We start from the raw sequence: 19,107 nt of genomic DNA on the forward strand, positions 1-19,107 counted from the left end.
GCTCCTTATAACTAATTGTTTGCTTTTATCTAACATTGATAACAATTTTCAGGAGTGTGACATCGCGGGCGTTCTCCGCTAAATGATTTATCCGCACAATAAATGCCATAAACCGCATAAGAAATGCGCTGAAAGGTAAACGTTTGCGTTTTAACCCGCTTTTTTTGCCACAGGTCAATTCCCTTTCCGCGCCGGATCGCTGATAATCCCCTCCCGGTTTGCACACCGGGAATCCAGGAGAGTTCATGTACTACCCCTTCGTTCGTAAAGCCCTTTTCCAGCTCGATCCAGAGCGCGCCCATGAATTAACATTTCAGCAATTACGCCGCATTACCGGAACGCCGCTGGCGGCGCTGGTGCGTCAAAACGTGCCGGAGAAACCGGCGCAGTGCATGGGTCTGACCTTTAAAAATCCGCTGGGCCTCGCGGCTGGCCTTGATAAGAACGGTGAATGTATTGATGCGCTGGGCGCGATGGGGTTTGGCTCTATCGAGATCGGGACGGTGACGCCGCGCCCTCAGCCTGGCAACGACAAGCCGCGCCTGTTCCGGCTGGTCGAGGCCGAAGGGCTGATCAACCGCATGGGCTTCAATAACCTCGGCGTCGATCGCCTGGTCGAGAACGTAAAAAAATCCCATTACGATGGCGTATTAGGCATCAATATTGGCAAGAATAAAGACACGCCAGTTGAGCAGGGTAAAGATGACTATCTGATTTGTATGGAAAAAGTCTATGCCTACGCCGGTTATATTGCGATAAATATTTCATCGCCGAATACCCCGGGCCTACGCTCATTACAATATGGCGAAGCGCTGGACGATCTTCTGAGCGGTATTAAAAATAAGCAAAATGAACTTCAGGCGATCCACCATAAATATGTTCCGGTGGCGGTTAAGATCGCCCCGGATCTTTCCGTTGAAGAATTGATCCAGGTGGCCGACAGTTTAGTTCGCCATAATATTGATGGCGTTATTGCCACCAATACGACGCTCGATCGCTCCCTCGTGCAGGGAATGAAACACTGTGACGAAGCGGGTGGTTTAAGCGGTCGTCCGGTGCAATTAAAAAGTACCGAAATTATTCGTGCCCTGTCGGCCGAATTAAACGGTCGTCTCCCGATTATCGGCGTTGGGGGAATCGACTCCGTCATCGCCGCGCGCGAGAAGATGGCGGCGGGGGCATCGCTGGTCCAAATTTATTCCGGCTTTATTTTTAAAGGCCCGCCGCTGATTAAAGAAATCGTTACGCATATCTAATCTTTTCTCTGAATCAGACAACCAGGGCTTTATTTCCGGCCCTGGTTGTTTTATATTCCGTCACTGTTGCTTATTTAGACATTATAGTCTTTTATTAATGTGGTAATAAACGAAGCGGCAATCAGGACATTTTTAGAACAGGACGTTCCGGGGACGGGAGAGAAACATGCGTATTAAACCTGACGATAACTGGCGCTGGTATTTTTGCGACGAGCACGATCGAATGATGCTCGATTTAGCCAATGGCATGCTGTTTCGTTCTCGTTTTCCACGCCGCATGTTGACCCCCGATGCTTTCTCACCTTCGGGATTCTGCGTTGAGGATGCCGCTCTTTATTTCTCCTTTGAAGAGAAATGCCGTGACCTCGTCCTTTCAAAAGAACAGCGCGCCGAGCTGGTGTTAAATGCCCTGGTCGCCATCCGTTTCCTCAAGCCACAGATGCCAAAAAGCTGGCACTTTCTCGCGCACGGCGTGAACTGGTCACCGACAACGGGGGATGCAGCAAGCGTGAATTTAAGCGATACCGCGGAAGAGGTGAACCTGCTGGTGGTTGAGCCCGGTGAAAACGCGGCGCTTTGCCTGCTGGCCCAGCCCGGCGTGACGTTCGCCGGGCGAATGATGCAGCTTGGCGATGCGATTAAAGTGATGAACGACAGGCTGAAGCCTCAGCTTCGCGTTGATGCATTCAGCCTCGAGCAGGCGGTTTAAGCTTCCAGCTGTACCGACGTGACGGGAACGCAGCTGCAGCACAGGATCGTACCGTCTTCCCCAATCGCCGATTTTTTCAGCCCGGTGACTTCGCCTTCAATCAGTTTAATTCGACAGCATCCGCAGATCCCCGCGCGGCAGGAATAGGGAACGCGTATTCCCGCTTGTTCAAGCTGCTCAAGCAGCACCTGCTGGTTGTTCCCCTTGATGACTTTGCCTTCCCAGTGAATGTCCACGCTCGACGCTGGCGCCGTTTCGAGATCGACGAACTCCTCTTCCTGACCGGATCCGTACGCTCTGGCAGGGCCGCGGGCGAGGATCTCGACGTCATCGCCCACGCGGATCACGCCGCTTGAGCGGGGGATAAGGTTTTGGCCGAAATCCACGTCGCCGTTATCCTGCGCGGTGCGGAAGGACTGCAGGGTTTTTAGCGGCTCGCCGGAAGGGTGCTTTTGGCCTTTCTCAGGGCTCACGGTGGTGAAAATGCAGCGGCTGCACGGCTTCACCACGTCAAAAATCACGCTGCCGATTCGAATGACTTTCCAGGTGTCCTCATCCCAGGCGTCTGCGCCCGTCACCACCAGGTTAGGACGGAACTGCTCCATCTTCACGCTGGCCTTGCAGCGGTTTTGCAGATCGCGCAGGGACGCTTCGCTGGTGAGCAGGAACGGGAAGCCGTCAGCGAAGGAGAGCGGAACGGCATCATGTCGCTTAACGCGGCGCGTTAGCTCGGGGCCGACCCAGCGCAGCTGAACGTCGCGGGCAAAAAAGCCGCTCAGCCAGCGGTTAACGTCGTCAGGGGCGATGCGCGCGGTAAAATGATTGCCCCACACTTCCGTTGGCGCATCCACGGGCGCAAAATCGCTGAAGCGCACGACCGCGCTGGAGCCGTCCGGTGCGGTCAGGTGCAGCCCATCATGCAGCGGGGAAGGGGTAAAGCGAACCATTTGCGGGAACTGTCTTGCTGTGATAAACGTGCCGTCAGGCTCGGTGACCATAAAAATACGATCGAAGGCAAATCCGCTCATGTCGGCAAGCGCGTGAGAAACGCCAATGCCGCGCATGGATTTCACCGGATGGATAAAAAGCCTGGATAACGTCGCCACTGCACACTCCCACAAATGAAAATAAGCCTTCAACTTTATGACATACACGCCATATTAGCTATAATGCGCGACAATTTTCTAAGAGTAAAAGTGACGATATGAATTCTCTGTTTGCCAGTACGGCCCGTGGGCTGGAAGAGCTGTTAAAAACTGAACTGGAAGCCCTGGGCGCGCAAGCCTGCCAGGTGGTTCAGGGTGGTGTCCATTTCGAGGGCGACACGCGGCTTATTTACCAGAGCCTGATGTGGAGCCGCCTGGCGTCGCGCATCATGCTTCCGATGAAGGAGTGCAAGGTCTACAGCGATCTTGACCTCTACACCGGCGTACAGATGATCGACTGGACAGAGATCTTCACGCCGGGCGGCACCTTCGCCGTGCATTTCAACGGCGTGAACGATGAAATCCGCAACAGCCAGTACGGCGCGCTGCGCGTCAAAGACGCCATCGTTGACTGCTTTACCCGTAAAAATAAAGAGCGCCCGAACGTTGACCGCGAAAATCCCGATCTGCGCATCAACGTCTGGCTGAACGGCGACACTGCCAGCATTTCTCTGGATCTGAGCGGCCACGGTCTGCACCTGCGCGGCTACCGCGATCGCACGGGCATCGCGCCGATTAAAGAGCCTCTGGCCGCAGCCATTGTGATGCGCTCAGGCTGGCAGCCAGGAACGCCGCTGCTGGACCCGATGTGCGGTTCCGGTACGCTGCTGATTGAAGCGGCCATGCTGGCGACCGATCGCGCGCCGGGGCTGCACCGCGGCCACTGGGGCTTTAGCGGCTGGGCGCAGCACGACGAGGCTATCTGGCAGGAGGTGAAAGCCGAAGCGCAGGCCCGCGCGCGCAAAGGTCTGGCGGAGTACACGTCCCGTTTCTACGGCTCCGACAGCGACCCGCGCGTGATTGAGCGCGCCCGCAGCAACGCCCGCCGTGCCGGTATCGGCGAACTAATCACCTTCGAGGTGAAAGACGTCGCGAATTTAACCAATCCGCTGCCAAAAGGCCCGTACGGCACCGTGGTCAGCAACCCGCCGTACGGCGAGCGTCTGGACAGCGAACCTGCGCTGATTGCGCTGCACAGCCTGCTGGGCCGCAATATGAAGGACCACTTCGGCGGCTGGAACCTCTCCCTGTTCAGCGCGTCGCCAGAGCTGCTGAGCTGCCTACAGCTGCGCGCCGACCGTCAGTTTAAGGCGAAAAACGGTCCTCTGGACTGCGTGCAGAAAAACTACCATCTGGCCGAGAAAGCGGCGGACAGTAAGCCGTCCGGCGTAGCGGAAGACTACGCCAACCGTCTGCGCAAAAATTTGAAGAAATTCGAAAAATGGGCGAAGCAGGAAGGCATTGAATGCTATCGCCTGTACGATGCCGATCTGCCGGAATATAACGTTGCGGTTGACCGCTACGGCGACTGGGTGGTGGTGCAAGAGTACGCGCCGCCGAAAACGGTTGATGCACAAAAGGCCCGCCAGCGCATGCTGGACGTGATCGCTGCAACCATCGGCGTGCTCGGCATTGCGCCGAACAGGCTGGTGCTGAAAACCCGCGAGCGCCAGAAAGGGAAAAATCAGTATCAGAAGATGGGCGAGAAGGGCGATTTCATCGAAGTGGGTGAATACAACGCGCGCCTGTGGGTCAACCTGACCGACTACCTTGATACCGGCCTTTTCCTCGACCACCGCATTGCCCGCCGCATGCTGGGACAGATGAGCAAGGGCAAAGACTTCCTGAACCTGTTCTCCTACACCGGCAGCGCCAGCGTTCATGCAGGCCTGGGCGGCGCGCGCAGCACCACCACGGTGGATATGTCCCGCACCTATCTGGAGTGGGCCGAGCGTAACCTGCGTCTGAACGGCTTAACCGGACGCCAGCATCGCCTGATGCAGGCCGACGTGCTGGGCTGGCTTCGCGAAACCGACGAGCAGTTCGACCTGATCTTCATCGATCCGCCGACGTTCTCCAACTCCAAGCGCATGGAGGATAGCTTTGACGTTCAACGCGATCACCTGCGCCTGATGACCGACCTCAAGCGCCTTCTGCGCAAGGGCGGCACGATTATGTTCTCGAACAACAAACGCGGATTCCGCATGGATCACGACGGCCTGGCGGCTCTGGGGCTGAAAGCACAAGAAATCAGCCAAAAAACGCTGTCTCAGGACTTCGCCCGTAACCGTCAGATCCACAACTGCTGGTTAATCACCGCGGTCTGAAAGGAAAAATAAATGTCATTAATTAGTATGCACGGCGCGTGGCTCTCCTTCAGCGACTCGCCGCTTCTCGATAACGCAGAGCTGCACATCGAAGATAACGAGCGCGTTTGTCTGGTAGGCCGTAACGGCGCGGGCAAATCCACGCTGATGAAAATCCTCAACCGCGAGCAGGGGCTGGACGACGGCCGCATTGTCTACGAACAGGATTTGATCGTCTCCCGCCTGCAGCAGGACCCGCCGCGTAACGTGACGGGAAGCGTCTACGATTTTGTGGCTGAGGGCATCTCCGAGCAGGCTGAATACCTGAAGCGCTACCACGAAATTTCGCATCTGGTGATGACCGACCCGAGCGACAAAAACCTGAACGAGATGGCGCGCCTGCAGGAGCTGCTGGACCACCACGGCCTGTGGCAGCTGGAAAGCCGTATCACCGAGGTGCTGGATCAGCTTGGCCTGGAAGCGGATATGGAGCTGTCGGCGCTGTCCGGCGGCTGGCTGCGTAAAGCGGCGCTGGGCCGTGCGCTGGTCAGCGGGCCGAAGGTGCTGCTGCTGGACGAGCCAACGAACCATCTCGATATCGAAGCGATTGACTGGCTGGAAGGGTTCCTGAAAACCTTTAGCGGCACCATTATCTTTATCTCCCATGACCGTTCGTTTATTCGCAATATGGCAACCCGCATTGTCGATCTCGATCGCGGCAAGCTGGTGACCTATCCGGGCGATTACGACACCTACCTGCTGGAGAAAGAAGAAAACCTGCGTGTGGAAGAGCTGCAAAACGCCGAGTTCGACCGCAAGCTGGCGCAGGAAGAGGTGTGGATCCGCCAGGGCATCAAAGCCCGCCGTACCCGCAACGAGGGGCGCGTTCGCGCCCTGAAGGCGATGCGTCGCGAGCGCAGCGAGCGCCGCGAAGTGATGGGCAGCGCCAAAATGCAGGTTGAAGAAGCCTCCCGCTCAGGAAAAATCGTCTTTGAGATGGAAAACGTCAACTATCAGGTTGATGGCAAAGTGCTGGTGAATGATTTCTCTGCGCAGGTTCAGCGTGGAGACAAAATCGCGCTGATTGGCCCGAACGGCTGCGGCAAAACCACGCTGCTCAAGCTGATGCTCGGCCAGCTGCAGGCCGACAGCGGCCGCATTCACTGCGGCACCAAGCTGGAAGTCGCTTACTTCGACCAGCACCGTGCGGAGCTGGACCCGGACAGAACGGTGATGGACAACCTGGCCGAAGGTAAGCAGGAAGTGATGGTGAACGGTAAGCCGCGTCACGTTCTGGGCTATCTCCAGGACTTCCTGTTCCATCCTAAGCGGGCGATGACGCCGGTGCGCGCGCTGTCCGGTGGGGAACGAAACCGTCTCCTGCTCGCGCGCCTGTTCCTGAAGCCAAGCAACCTGCTGATCCTCGATGAACCGACGAACGATTTGGATGTCGAAACGCTGGAGCTGCTTGAAGAGCTAATTGACGGCTATCAGGGCACCGTGATGCTGGTGAGCCACGATCGTCAGTTTGTGGATAACACCGTGACGGAATGCTGGATCTTCGAAGGCGCAGGGCGCATTGGCCGCTACGTTGGCGGCTATCACGACGCGCGCGGCCAGCAGACGCAGCATCTGGCGCAAAAACAGGCGAAATCCAAAGCTGCGCCGGAACCTGCTGTTACAAAAGCAGAAACTGTTAAAAAAACCTCGGCTAAAATGAGCTATAACCTGCAGCGCGAGCTGGAAGGGTTACCGCAACGGCTGGAAGAGCTGGAGGCCGCGCTTGAAGCGCTGCAGGCTCAGGTCGCGGACGCTTCATTCTTTACGCAATCGCACGACTATACTCAGAAAGTATTGGCTGATCTGTCCGCGGCTGAAAAAGCCCTGGAAGAGGCTTTTGAGCGCTGGGAGTATCTTGAGTCACTGAAAAACGGCGCATAACCAGGGATAAACTATGTGTGACCAGCACCATGCCGACAGGCATATATTATGCTCGCAATGCGATATGCTCGTGGCGTTGCCAGAGCTTGGTCACGGACATAAGGCCTTGTGCCCGCGCTGTGGTACAACGCTGACAACCGAGTGGGATGCGCCGAGGCAGCGTCCCACTGCCTACGCTATCGTCGCCCTGTTCATGCTGGTGCTCTCTAATCTCTTCCCCTTCATTTATATGAAGGTGGGGGGGATGACCAGCCAGGTTAAGCTGCTTGAAATTCCGGGCGTGATGTTCTCGGAAGATTACGCCAGCCTCGGTACATTTTTCCTCCTGTTTGTCCAAATCGTTCCCGCGTTTTGCCTGATCGTCATTCTGCTGCTCGTTAACCGGGTGAGAATGCCGGATGCCCTTAAAATCAGGCTCGCGCGATTCCTTTTCCAGCTTAAGAGCTGGGGAATGGCGGAGATCTTCCTGGCCGGAATACTGGTTAGCTTCGTCAAGCTGATGGCCTATGGCGATGTGGGCATTGGCAGCAGCTTTATTCCGTGGTGTTTGTACTGCATATTGCAGCTTCGCGCGTTTCAGTGCGTTGACAGGCGCTGGGCCTGGGACGACATCGCGCCTGCGCCGCATCTTAACCGTACGGTTAAAGTGGGCGTGACGGGCATTCGTCAGGGGCTGCGCTCCTGCTCGTGCTGTACGGCGATACTGCCTGCGGATACCGAAGTGTGTCCGCGCTGTGAGACAAAAGGCCACGTGCGGCGCAAAAACAGCCTGCAGTGGACCATGGCGCTGCTGGTGACCTCCATCATGCTCTATTTGCCCGCCAATATTCTGCCCATCATGATCACCGATCTGCTGGGCGACAAAATGCCCTCAACGATCCTGGCCGGGGTAATTTTGCTGTGGGGCGAGGGGTCATATCCCGTTGCTGGCGTGATTTTCATTGCCAGCATCATGGTGCCGACCCTGAAGATGATTGCGATTGCCTGGCTCTGCTGGGACGCCAAAGGACACGGCAAGCGCGACAGCGAGCGCATGCATCTTATCTACGAAGTTGTCGAATTTGTCGGACGCTGGTCCATGATTGACGTGTTTGTCATTGCCGTTCTCTCTGCGCTGGTGCGCATGGGGGGACTGATGAGTATTTATCCCGCAATGGGTGCATTAATGTTTGCGTTGGTCGTCATTATGACCATGTTTGCGGCCATGACCTTCGACCCTCGTCTATCGTGGGATCGTGAGCCAGAGTCAAGCCATGAGGAAGAGTAAGAGCATGGAAAATAAGAGTGGAGAGGCGAAAGTGCAGAAGGTCAAAAACTGGTCGCCGGTGTGGATTTTTCCCATCGTGACCGCGCTGATCGGTGCCTGGATCCTGTTTTATCACTACAGCCATCAGGGGCCTGAAGTGACGCTTATCACCACCAACGCAGAAGGTATTGAGGGGGGCAAAACCACCATCAAAAGCCGCAGCGTCGATGTGGGCGTCGTGGAAAGCGCAACCCTGACCGATGACTTAACGCACGTTGAGATCAAGGCTCGCCTGCACGCCGGCATGGAAAAGCTGCTGCACGGCGATTCCGTCTTCTGGGTGGTGAAACCGCAGGTCGGGCGTGAAGGGATCAGCGGCTTGGGCACGCTGCTTTCCGGTGCCTATATTGAGCTGCAGCCGGGGAGTAAAGGTGCTCAGCCAGCCGACTATCAGCTGCTGGACGCTCCGCCTCTGGCACCCCCTGACGCAAAAGGCATCCGCGTGATCCTCGACAGCAAGAAGGCGGGGCAGCTTTCGCCCGGCGATCCCGTGCTGTTTAGGGGCTATCGCGTCGGCTCGGTCGAAACCAGCACGTTTGATCCGCAAAAGCGCGCCATCAGCTATCAGCTGTTTATTAACGCGCCAAACGATCGCCTGGTCACCAGCAACGTTCGCTTCTGGAAAGACAGCGGGATCGCGGTCGATCTAACATCTGCCGGCATGCGCGTGGAAATGGGCTCCCTGACCACGCTATTCGGCGGCGGCGTAAGCTTTGACGTGCCGGAAGGGATTGATCTTGGGCAACCTGTTGCGGAGAAAACGGCATTCAGGCTCTTTGACGATCAGAAAAGCATTCAGGATGCGCTATACACCGATCACATCGACTACCTGATGTTCTTTAAGGATTCCGTTCGCGGCCTGCAGCCTGGCGCACCGGTTGAGTTCCGCGGTATTCGTCTGGGTACGGTAGGACAGGTGCCGTTCTTTGTCCCTGGGCTCCAGCAGGTGCTGGATGATGATTATCGCATTCCGGTGCTGATTCGCATCGAGCCCGAGCGTTTGATCAATCAGATTGGCGTTACTCAGGATATTGGCGCGCATATTAATGACCTGCTGAACCGGGGCCTGCGCGGCTCGCTCAAAACCGGTAACCTGGTGACCGGCGCGCTGTACGTGGATATGGATTTCTATCCGAAAGCACCGCCGATTACCGGCATGCGCGACTTCGGCGGTTACACCATTATCCCAACGGTCAGCAGCGGCCTGGCGCAGATCCAGCAGCGGCTGATGGAGACGCTGGATAAGATTAACAATCTGCCGCTGAATCCGATGATTGAAGCCGCAACCAGCTCCCTGAGCGAGAGCCAGGCCACGATGCGTCGTCTGCAAACCACGCTGGATAACATCAACAAGGTGACCTCCAGCCAGTCCATGCAGCAGCTGCCGCAGGATATGCAGAAAACGCTGCGCGAACTCAACCGCAGCATGCAGGGCTTCCAGCCGGGCTCCGCGGCGTACAACAAGATGGTGGCGGATATGCAGCGCCTCGATCAGGTACTGCGTGAGCTACAGCCGGTGCTCAAAACGCTCAACGAGAAGAGCAATGCGCTGGTGTTCGAAGCGAAAGATAAAAAAGATCCTGAGCCGAAGAGGGCGAAACAATGAAAAAATGGCTAGCAATTGCGGGAGCACTGGTGCTTACGGCCTGTAGCTCAGGAAGCGAGACGAAAAGCTACTATCAGCTGCCGGTGTCCGCACAGGCTGGAATGCAGAGCAGTGCGGCCCAAGGGAACCGGCTGCTGTGGGTTGAGCAGGTCTCCGTGCCGGATTACCTCGCCGGAAACGGCGTGGTATATCAAACCAGCGACGTAAAATACGTGATTGCCAATAACAACCTGTGGGCCAGCCCGCTGGATCAGCAGCTGCGGAATACGCTGGTGGCTAACCTTGGCAGCCAGCTTCCGGGCTGGGTGGTGGCCTCGCAGCCTCTTGGCAGTGACCAGGACACGCTGAACGTGACGGTGACAGGATTCCACGGCCGCTATGACGGGGCGGTGGTGGTGAGCGGGGAGTGGCTGCTGAATCATCAGGGGCAGCTGATTAAGCGCCCTTTCCATCTTGAGCTAAAGCAGCAGCAGGACGGTTATGATGAGATGGTGAAAGTTCTGGCGCAGGGCTGGGCACAGGAGTCGGCCAGCATTGCGAGAGAGATTTCCCGGTTGCCATAAGTAAAATTCATCGACAAAAGCCGCTATCGGACCCTCGCTGATAGCGGCTTTTTTTTCGGTGTACCTTCAGAACGTTACTTGTGCTGTATCACATTTTTTGTACAAATGAACTTTTGCATAGCTCACATATATGACACCCGTATGAATTTTGAGCGTTGACGCTGCCGCTTATCCAGGGTATTCGTTATCTGTGGTTGCACACTTTGCAATCACTGTTTTCTTTCCACCAGACAAAAGAATGAGGGAAACGAGGCATGAAGAGACAGAAACGAGATCGCCTGGAAAGGGCTCATCAACGTGGTTATCAGGCTGGCATCGCCGGACGTTCTAAAGAAATGTGTCCCTATCAGACTTTGAACCAAAGGTCTCAATGGTTAGGGGGCTGGCGAGAAGCCATCGGAGACAGGGCAGTACTTGCTTGATAGCGTCTCTTTAAAAAAGAAACCTCCGCACTGCGGAGGTTTCGCCTTTCTGGACCTGGATAGCGCCTGAATCAGAACGCTGAGGTATCCTGGAACAAGCCCACTTTCAGATCGCTTGCTGAGTAAATCAGGCGGCCGTCAACCAGCACTTCACCATCGGCCAGGCCCATGATCAGACGACGGTTAACGATACGCTTAAAGTGAATACGGTAGGTCACTTTTTTCGCGGTTGGCAGAACCTGTCCGGTGAACTTCACTTCGCCCACGCCCAGCGCGCGGCCTTTGCCTTCGCCGCCGAGCCAGCCCAGATAAAAGCCAACCAGCTGCCACATGGCATCAAGGCCCAGGCAGCCAGGCATTACCGGATCGCCAATAAAGTGGCAACCAAAGAACCACAGGTCCGGGTTGATATCGAGTTCCGCTTCAACGTAGCCCTTATCAAAGTTGCCGCCGGTTTCGGTCATTTTCACGACACGGTCCATCATCAGCATGCTTGGGGCCGGTAACTGTGGGCCGTTCGCGCCAAACAGTTCACCGCGACCAGAGGCAAGAAGATCTTCTTTTGTATAGGATTCGCGTTTATCTACCATGTTCTCAGTAAGCCTTATTTTAGTGAAGCACGCAGGATAGCTAACACGTGTACGCTGAACAAGTCCGATCAGTTCGGACTAAACCAGCCCAGCCAGCGTAACGGCCATGGATAACGGTGTCGGGCATCCGGTTGTGTCGCCTGCGCAATGCGCTCCTGAATGGTTTGCAGAAGCGTAGTTTGACCTTCTCCATCCCAGACCAGGTTCGTCAGTAAGGGTAGTGCATCCTCAATACCTTCGATGGCCCAGATCGTAAATTGCTGCTGTTCTACCGCGTCAAGAACCGCCTGGCTCAGGCTTAAATGTCGGGCATTAGGGGCGGGAATAATTACGCCCTGCTTGCCGTTTAACCCGCGCTGTTGGCAGATGGCGAAAAATCCTTCAATTTTCTCGTTCAGGCCGCCTACCGGCTGGGCGCGACCAAACTGATCGACCGATCCGGTGATTGCGAGGTTCTGATTAATCGGTACTTCAGCGAGGGCGCTTATCAACGCGCACAGCTCGGCCATTGAGGCGCTATCACCGTCGACTTCGCTGTAGGATTGTTCAAAAGTCAGCGACGCCGAGAAGGGAATTTGCTGCTCAAGCTGGAGCTCAGACATCAGAAATGCCTGCATGATCATCATGCCTTTGGCGTGAATGTTTCCACCCAGCTCGGCTTTGCGTTCGATATCGGTAAATTCACCATCGCCCACGTGGACGACGCAGCTGATGCGCGAAGGCTCACCGAAGGCGCGAGGATGTCCTGGAAACTCAATCACCGAAAGGGCGTTAATCTGCCCGATGCGTTCGCCTTCCGTTTCAACAAGGATCTGCTCCAGCAGAATTTCGTCCTGCATCCGATCGGCAAGATAACCCTCTCGCCATTCGCGCTGGGCAAGCATTTGAGCAAACTGTTCACCCGTAAACGTCCCCTGACCGCTGATAACGCCCACTTCGCGAAGCTGTTTACCGATCCAGAGCGGGCAGAGCGGGAGCGTTTCCCGATCGCCGGTGTAACGAACGGCTTCGCGGATCAAGCCCTGCCACGCGTCTGCTGACGGGGCAGGGAGCGCGAAGCGTTTTGCAACGTCGAGAACCCATTGACGCCATAACGCCATATCATCAGCGTCAGCGATCTGAATATTATCTTCATATTCGCTATAAACGGCCTGCTCGGCCAGCTCGGGTTCCATCTCCTGGAAATCAGCCAGCGACTCGCGATCCCCCGTGAGGACCACGGTCAGAGACAGAGGCATAGAAGGAATGGAGACCGGCAGCGGGCGAGACTCATCGTAACCCACCCAGTCGAAGCGCTGCTGGCTTACAATCGTTTTCAGGCGCATCCACAGCAGCGGCTGAGCAAGCAAGGTACGCAGGGCGATAATTAACACCCCGCCGTTCGCGCGGTGTACCAGGCCCGGCTGTAGCGACAGCTCGCCGTTGAACTGGCGCAGACAGCCAAACAGCTGCTCGGCTTCAACCCAGCTAGCCGAGATGATTTCACCTTTTGCCGCAAAACGCGCGTCCGCCTGCTGTGCCGGTTCAAAAGTGATGCTGCGTCCCGCAATATGATATTGACCACCAAAGACCGTTTCCGCCTCCGGCTTTAGCTGGCGCATGGCATCGCTAAGAAGCGTCAAATACTCGGCTTCTTCCGGGGCCTTGAGCAGCATGAAGGGAGATGTCGCCCACGGGCTTATCATCTGCTCCAGCGCGTAATGCAAACGCGGTTGTGTGTCGCTAAGTATAAATTCGTTTTCTTCTGCGAGCTCTGGTTGTGTAAAAAGCGCCTGATAGCTTTCGGTATCCGGAACCAGATCGCGCCATGCAAGTTTCGTAATGGTCAAAGTTGATGTTTTTTAGTCAGATGTAAAAACGTGGAGTATACCGTAAGCGGAGGTCTCTTCCCAAGCAGGATTGGTTTTTCGCGGAGGGAATATCCTGGAATGCTTCACAGGGTATGATTTCTTTTCAGCAGATTGCAAAAAAACTGATATTCTGAACAGAGTTACGTGGTAACACTGAGAACGCAATGAAATATCAACAACTGGAAAACCTCGAAAGCGGCTGGAAATGGAAATATCTGGTCAAAAAGCACCGCGAGGGAGAGCTGATTACCTGCTATATCGAAGCCAGTGCTGCGCAAGAAGCCGTGGATATTTTGCTGACCCTCGAAAATGAACCGGTACAGGTCAATAGTTGGATTGCGAAACATATCAATCCCGCGCTGTTGAACCGCATGAAGCAGACTATCCGCGCGCGTCGTAAGCGGCATTTTAACGCCGAGCATCAGCACACCCGCAAAAAATCCATCGACCTGGAGTTCATGGTCTGGCAGCGGCTGGCCGGGCTGGCGCAAAGGCGCGGAAAGACGCTATCGGAAACGGTGGTGCAGCTGATAGAAGATGCGGAGCATAAAGAGAAGTATGCGAGCCAGATGTCGACGTTGAAAAACGATCTGCAGGCCTTGCTGGGTAAAAAGTAACTTTTTTCGTTTTCTACAGGCAATAAAAAACCCCGCAGCGCGGGGTTTTTTTTAAGACGATAACTTATGCCGCTGGCTGAGTTACAACGTCTTTAACGCCTTTAACTTCGATCTCAACGCGACGATCTGGAGCCAGGCAGTCGATCAGTGCAGCGCGAGCTTTCACGTTGTCACAGGTGTTGCCAGTAACTGGGTTAGATTCGCCCATACCGCGTGGGGAGATCTTGTTAGCTGGGATACCTTTAGAGATCAGGTAATCAACAACAGACTGAGCACGTTTCTCAGACAGTTTCTGGTTGTAAGCGTCAGAACCGATACGGTCTGTGAAGCCCAGAACCACAACGTTGCCGTCTTTAGGATCCAGGTTGCTCAGCTGGGTGTACAGCTGATCCAGTGCCTGCTGACCTTCTGGTTTCAGGGTCGCTTTGTTGAAGTTGAACAGAACGTCAGACTTCAGAGTGAAGTGCTTGGTCTGTACTTCTGGAGCTGGAGCCGGAGCTGGCGCTACGATTGGAGCAGCATCTTCCTGCTGACCGAAACGGTAGGAAACACCTACGCTCAGCATGCCGTTGTCTGGACGAACACCAACGGTGTTGCCGTCGCCGATGTTGTTAACCCACTGGTATTCCAGACGGGTAGCGATGTCACGGGTCATAGCCCACTCAACGCCACCAGCGAATACTGGGGAAACACCGGTATCGTGGTTGTCACCAGACTGGTTGTTGCTGGAATCTGCACGCCATACCATGCCGCCCAGACGGGTGTACACGTCCAGATCGTCAGTTACTGGGTAACCCAGTTTAGCGGTCAGCTGAACGCCCTGAGCTTTGAAAGCGCCATTAAAGTTGTCGCCTTTGTATGGCATACGACCTAACCAGTCGTAACCCATTTCAAAGCCAACATACGGGTTAACCTGATAGCCACCGAACGCACCTGCACCCAGCTGACTTTCGTGGGTTGGGCCGTCGTTGTTCAGGCTGCTGTTGTACCAGCCTGTGTCATGGAACTGAGACCAGCCCAGTTTACCACCTGCGTACCAGGTATTATCTTTCGGAGCGGCCTGCGCTACGGTAGCGAAGCCAGCCAGTGCCACTGCAATCGCGATAGCTGTCTTTTTCATTTTTTGCGCCTCGTTATCATCCAAAATTTGCCATGAAAATCTCAATAGAGGAATCACGGTTAAATCCTTCACCGGGGGGCGTGGTCAAATATAAGTCTACCGATATCTTCGGCTTAGGCCGAGCACCCCTGGCGATGTAAAGTCTACAACGTAGCTGAAAACTTACAAGTGTGAACTCCGTCAGGCATATGAAAAAAATTTTTCCGTATACCTATTATTTAACATTTTCTGAACGAATTTTAGCCAGTAAAATTAACGAGAACCGCACCAGACAAGCCTTGCCGTCATTTTTTCTTTTTGAACTAATTCCACATCGTGGGGTCAAAAAAAATTCCAGGAAAAATCTTAATTTTGCTCAATGATAGAGATTTGAGTGAATTTTTAACCCGGAAAGTTGTCCTTTGCGGTAAGAATCAGGGTGAACGGGACGCATGATAAACCCGATAGCATCTCCTTCTTCGGCCGCTTCCGTTAGGCGGCAATGTTCCTCTTCCGTCAGTTCATCAGGCAGCCAGCCAATCACCACGCTGTAATTTCCGGTGCGTAATGCACGGATCATCGACTCAACCGTATCGCACGGAGAGAGCTGATTAATCTGCATAACCTTTGCCAGCGGTAGGCCCGCAGACTGAACCCATTGGCGGCTCAGCTTTTGCTGCGGCGTCAGCCAGAGCTGCCAGCGTGACTGCTGACCCAGCTGCTGCAAAAGTGGCAGCAAAAGCAGCTGTGTTAACAAGGGCTGGTCTTCACGATAAACCACTTCACTGATTAGCCCTGTCGAAACGCGCCCGACGGATTTCTGCGTGACGCTGCCAGCGGTAGAGGAGAGAGATGTTAAGCGATTCGCATAGCCTGAAGTGTACATATTCATTCCAGCCCTGTAGTTACTGTATGGATATACAGTAACCCCTGTATGGCTAAAGATCAACTTCAATTTCTGAAAGCGACTCGCAAATTTCGTTGATTCTTGACCCGCCTGAAAAAATCATCTTGCTCACGGACGATAAGTTGCCTATTTTCCTGCTAACGGATCCGCTAGTAAGAAATGTTGTTGTTAATTTATGATTTTTAAGGGAATTATCATGAAAAAGATATCTTATGAACGGATTTATAAATCCCAGGAATACCTCTCTCCGTTGGGTGAGATTCATCATCGGGCCCTCTTCGGCGGATACACGCTGGCCGTTGATGATGCGGTTTTCGCCATGGTGTCTGACGGTGAACTCTATCTTAGAGCCTGCGAGCAGAGCGCAACCTACTGTGTGAAACACGCCTCTTCGTTTTTGACGCTGGTGAAACGTGGCAGACCCGTGTTGCTTAATTACTATCGCGTAGACGACGGCCTGTGGCAGGACAAAGAAAAGCTGCTTCAGCTCTCTTCGTTTGCGCTTGATGCGGCCAGAAACGAACGCAATCTGCGGCGTCAGCGCAACCGGCTGAAAGATCTTCCCAACCTGACGTTCCAGATTGAGGTATTGCTTTATGAAGCGGGGATCAGGGATGAAGAAACGCTGCGGGCGCTGGGTGCGAAAGAGAGCTGGCTCAAGATTAGGCAGATTAATAAGGCGCTGGGCATCAAGGTGCTGTTCGCGCTTGAGGGGGCTATCGAAGGCTTACATGAAGCGGCGCTCCCGGCTGACACTCGCCGGGAGCTAACGGAGTGGGTCAACGCGCTGCCAGAGCCGCGCGAGCATCATTCCGCCAGGTAGCCACAAGCTGCTGCAGGCGGCAAATTTCCGGCAGCAACGCGATCAGCAGGCCAATCTGCTGAAGCACAAGCGGCGCTTTGCTGTCGGTACCCGGATCGAGATGCGCAATGCGCTGAGAGAGTTCATCAAGAGATTGCTTGACGCGAGGTTCGTCGGCAGGCCGATGGTGCAGGGCATCATCGACATAACACACCGCGTCATCCAGCAGGCCGAGAATGGCGGGATTGGTCAGCTTTTCGCGGTGCGCGCCCAGGGTCGAAATGTAGCTGGTGAACGTGTGGTTCAAGCAAAGCAGCCTGAACGCCGTTTCGCGAATTTCTGCCGTGGCGCGGGGTTCCGTTGACATGTTGGAGACCACGGAAGCCAGCTCTGCGTCAGTGTTGTGCGCATCGCGGCGGGCGATACGGTAGGCCAGGCGGTTATCGCGGCCCTGGTGATACTGTTCAAGTATCGCATCCAGGTACCGGCAGTTTGCGTTCATTGCCCTGTCCAGCACGCGGGGCAAATTGCGAAAACGCCAGTCCGGCCAGATAAAGCTGACCGCGGCCCAGGCGATAGCGCAGCCAATTAAGGTATCAAACACGCGCGGCAGGGCGACTTCAAACCCCTCTCCGAGCAAATTAAAGCACAGCAGCACCAGCAGGGTGATGAACATGGTGGCATGCGCATACTGCACGTTGCGAAAAGCAAAGAACAGCACCCCCGTTATGACGATGAGGATGAGCTGACCCTCGATAGACGGCACGAAATAGAGCACCGGTAGCCCAATGGCGACGCCCACCAGCGTGCCGATGATTCGTAACGCGAGGCGGTGACGAGTTGCGTTGTAGTTAGGCTGGCAGACAAACAGGCTGGTCAGCAGGATCCAGTAGCCGTGGTGTAAACCGGTTATCTGGATAAAGGCATAGCCCACACACAGGACCAGCGACATTCGCACCGCATGGCGAAAGAGCGCGGACTCTGGCGTGAAATTCCGGCTCAGGCGCAGCCACATATCGCTAAAGCCATGCATGCTGTCGTCAGCGAGCTGGTTCTCGGCATCAGAGCCCGGCATCGCCAGCGCCTGCTCGGACTCGATGGTCGCCAGCTGGGCGTCGATCGCGCGCAGGTTATTGAGCAAGAACCCCAGGGCGTTGATATGTTCAGGCGACGTGCCGCTGGCCTTAACGCGATCGAGCGCTGCGTCAAGATGGCTGAATGCGCGCTCAAAGCGCGGATCGTGCTGGTACGGCGTGCGCAGCAGAATAGAGCGCGAAAGCTGCTGGCAGGCCTGAGACTGCATCGACAGCAGCCTCTGGAAGCGGAACATCACGTCGCTGTAGCGAAACTTCTCGCGCAGCGCCGCATACTGTACGTGCGAGGAGCTGGCGCGTTCGTGAATATCCTGAGCCACGAAGTAGTAATGCAGCGTTCGGCGGGTTCCACGCTGGCCGCGATCGCCCCGCAGTCGGGTCAGCAGCGAGGCTTTTGTCTGGTTGAGGGTCGCTACCAGCTGGCCGTTTGCCAGCGCCAAATCGTAAAGGGGCGCCTGGCTATCGTCTTCGATATCCGGGTCGAACAGGCGAGACTTCAGCTCAAGATAGTGCGCCAGCTGCTCGTAGCTGCGCGCGAGGTTATCCTGCAGCGCGCGAACCGGAAAGATGAGATGCCCGGTTAAGGTCAGCAGGTTATACCAGATGGCCCCCAGCAACAGCAGCACGGGTTGTTGATACCATTGGTCGTACAGCGAAACGCCCAGCATGGTGTAGATGGCAATCAGCAGTGCGCCAAAGGCGATAGTGGCATAGCGCTGTCCAAGGCCGCCGAGCAGGATAAACCCGCTGGTGGAAAGCGTCAGACCGAGCGCGAATAGCCAGGGCCATGGGAACAGCAGTTCAACGGAGGCCGATGCAATAAAGAAGGAGATCAGCGTAATAACAAGATTACGCAGGCGGCCGGTCAGGCGGTCATCAAGATCCGCCAGCGCGCCGGCAACCACGCCAAGCGTGAGCGGAATGGTGAGCTTTACGTCGTTAAGCCACCATGGCAAGGCCGTCGTTCCGCAAAGTGCGATAAAAATTCTGGCGTTATAGAGCCAGTTGCTGTTCCAGGTATAGCGGCGAAGCAGTGGGCTTAGCATCAGCGCG

17 protein-coding genes are annotated in these 19,107 nt (G+C 55.4%); 10 read left to right on the forward strand and 7 right to left on the reverse strand.

The genetic code is table 11. The features are described 5' to 3' along the window. Positions 1-25: 25 nt before the first annotated feature. Positions 26-247, reverse strand: coding sequence for a hypothetical protein (locus DBY73_RS22030; protein ID WP_146745731.1), 222 nt, complete (start codon positions 245-247; stop codon positions 26-28). Between DBY73_RS22030 and pyrD the strand changes: the two genes are divergently transcribed. Together pyrD and zapC are read left to right on the forward strand one after the other, a co-directional pair. Then, a complete protein-coding gene (pyrD, locus tag DBY73_RS00210) occupies positions 246-1,256 on the forward strand; it encodes a quinone-dependent dihydroorotate dehydrogenase (protein ID WP_112009232.1) in 1,011 nt (336 codons plus the stop codon). The genes DBY73_RS22030 and pyrD overlap by 2 nt on opposite strands. Positions 1,257-1,422: 166 nt before the next feature. After that, positions 1,423-1,965, forward strand: coding sequence for a cell division protein ZapC (zapC, locus tag DBY73_RS00215; RefSeq protein WP_112009233.1), 543 nt, complete (start codon positions 1,423-1,425; stop codon positions 1,963-1,965). Here zapC and DBY73_RS00220 read toward each other — a convergent pair. Beyond that, the gene (locus tag DBY73_RS00220; RefSeq protein WP_112009234.1) at positions 1,962-3,071 is read right to left on the reverse strand and encodes a YcbX family protein; all 1,110 of its coding nucleotides are present in this window, start codon (positions 3,069-3,071) and stop codon (positions 1,962-1,964) included. The genes zapC and DBY73_RS00220 overlap by 4 nt on opposite strands. 98 nt (positions 3,072-3,169) lie before the next feature. On the opposite strand from DBY73_RS00220, the gene rlmKL reads away from it, so the two are divergent. From rlmKL to rmf, 6 genes are all read left to right on the forward strand, one after another. Then, positions 3,170-5,278, forward strand: a complete 2,109-nt coding sequence (gene rlmKL / locus DBY73_RS00225) for a bifunctional 23S rRNA (guanine(2069)-N(7))-methyltransferase RlmK/23S rRNA (guanine(2445)-N(2))-methyltransferase RlmL (protein WP_112009235.1) — start codon at positions 3,170-3,172, stop codon at positions 5,276-5,278. A 12-nt stretch (positions 5,279-5,290) separates the two neighbouring features. Continuing rightward, positions 5,291-7,198 carry an ABC transporter ATP-binding protein gene (locus tag DBY73_RS00230; RefSeq protein WP_112009236.1) on the forward strand — a complete coding sequence of 636 codons (1,908 nt, stop codon included), beginning with the start codon at positions 5,291-5,293 and terminating at the stop codon, positions 7,196-7,198. A 13-nt stretch (positions 7,199-7,211) separates the two neighbouring features. Next, positions 7,212-8,465, forward strand: coding sequence for a membrane integrity-associated transporter subunit PqiA (pqiA, locus tag DBY73_RS00235; protein ID WP_112009237.1), 1,254 nt, complete (start codon positions 7,212-7,214; stop codon positions 8,463-8,465). Between the two features lie 4 nt (positions 8,466-8,469). Next, positions 8,470-10,110 (forward strand): intermembrane transport protein PqiB, encoded by a 1,641-nt coding sequence (gene pqiB, locus DBY73_RS00240; RefSeq protein ID WP_112009238.1) that lies wholly within the window; start codon positions 8,470-8,472, stop codon positions 10,108-10,110. Then, positions 10,107-10,673, forward strand: coding sequence for a membrane integrity-associated transporter subunit PqiC (gene pqiC, locus DBY73_RS00245; RefSeq protein ID WP_112009239.1), 567 nt, complete (start codon positions 10,107-10,109; stop codon positions 10,671-10,673). Before pqiB ends, pqiC begins: the two co-directional genes overlap by 4 nt. Positions 10,674-10,927: 254 nt before the next feature. Next, positions 10,928-11,095, forward strand: a complete 168-nt coding sequence (rmf, locus tag DBY73_RS00250) for a ribosome modulation factor (RefSeq protein WP_010429337.1) — start codon at positions 10,928-10,930, stop codon at positions 11,093-11,095. 71 nt (positions 11,096-11,166) lie between these two features. Here rmf and fabA read toward each other — a convergent pair whose 3' ends face one another. Next, a complete protein-coding gene (fabA, locus tag DBY73_RS00255; protein WP_006174537.1) occupies positions 11,167-11,685 on the reverse strand; it encodes a 3-hydroxyacyl-[acyl-carrier-protein] dehydratase FabA in 519 nt (172 codons plus the stop codon). Positions 11,686-11,753: 68 nt separating this feature from the next. Further along, entirely contained in the window at positions 11,754-13,514 is a 1,761-nt protein-coding gene (locus tag DBY73_RS00260) for a Lon protease family protein (RefSeq protein WP_112009240.1), read from the reverse strand. 185 nt (positions 13,515-13,699) lie between these two features. On the opposite strand from DBY73_RS00260, the gene matP reads away from it, so the two are divergent. Continuing rightward, the gene (gene matP, locus DBY73_RS00265) at positions 13,700-14,152 is read left to right on the forward strand and encodes a macrodomain Ter protein MatP (RefSeq protein WP_112009241.1); all 453 of its coding nucleotides are present in this window, start codon (positions 13,700-13,702) and stop codon (positions 14,150-14,152) included. A 64-nt stretch (positions 14,153-14,216) separates the two neighbouring features. Here matP and ompA read toward each other — a convergent pair whose 3' ends face one another. Next, positions 14,217-15,272 (reverse strand): porin OmpA, encoded by a 1,056-nt coding sequence (ompA, locus tag DBY73_RS00270; RefSeq protein ID WP_112009598.1) that lies wholly within the window; start codon positions 15,270-15,272, stop codon positions 14,217-14,219. Positions 15,273-15,627: 355 nt separating this feature from the next. Further along, positions 15,628-16,137 carry an SOS-induced cell division inhibitor SulA gene (gene sulA, locus DBY73_RS00275; RefSeq protein WP_112009242.1) on the reverse strand — a complete coding sequence of 170 codons (510 nt, stop codon included), beginning with the start codon at positions 16,135-16,137 and terminating at the stop codon, positions 15,628-15,630. A gap of 217 nt (positions 16,138-16,354) precedes the next feature. On the opposite strand from sulA, the gene DBY73_RS00280 reads away from it, so the two are divergent. Beyond that, the gene (locus tag DBY73_RS00280; protein ID WP_112009599.1) at positions 16,355-16,981 is read left to right on the forward strand and encodes a TfoX/Sxy family DNA transformation protein; all 627 of its coding nucleotides are present in this window, start codon (positions 16,355-16,357) and stop codon (positions 16,979-16,981) included. Here the strand turns inward: DBY73_RS00280 and yccS are convergent. Further along, entirely contained in the window at positions 16,938-19,100 is a 2,163-nt protein-coding gene (yccS, locus tag DBY73_RS00285; RefSeq protein ID WP_112009243.1) for a YccS family putative transporter, read from the reverse strand. The genes DBY73_RS00280 and yccS overlap by 44 nt on opposite strands. Between the last annotated feature and the right edge of the window lie 7 nt (positions 19,101-19,107).

The organism is Enterobacter sp. RIT418 (assembly GCF_003057745.1).
Classification (GTDB): domain Bacteria; phylum Pseudomonadota; class Gammaproteobacteria; order Enterobacterales; family Enterobacteriaceae; genus Enterobacter.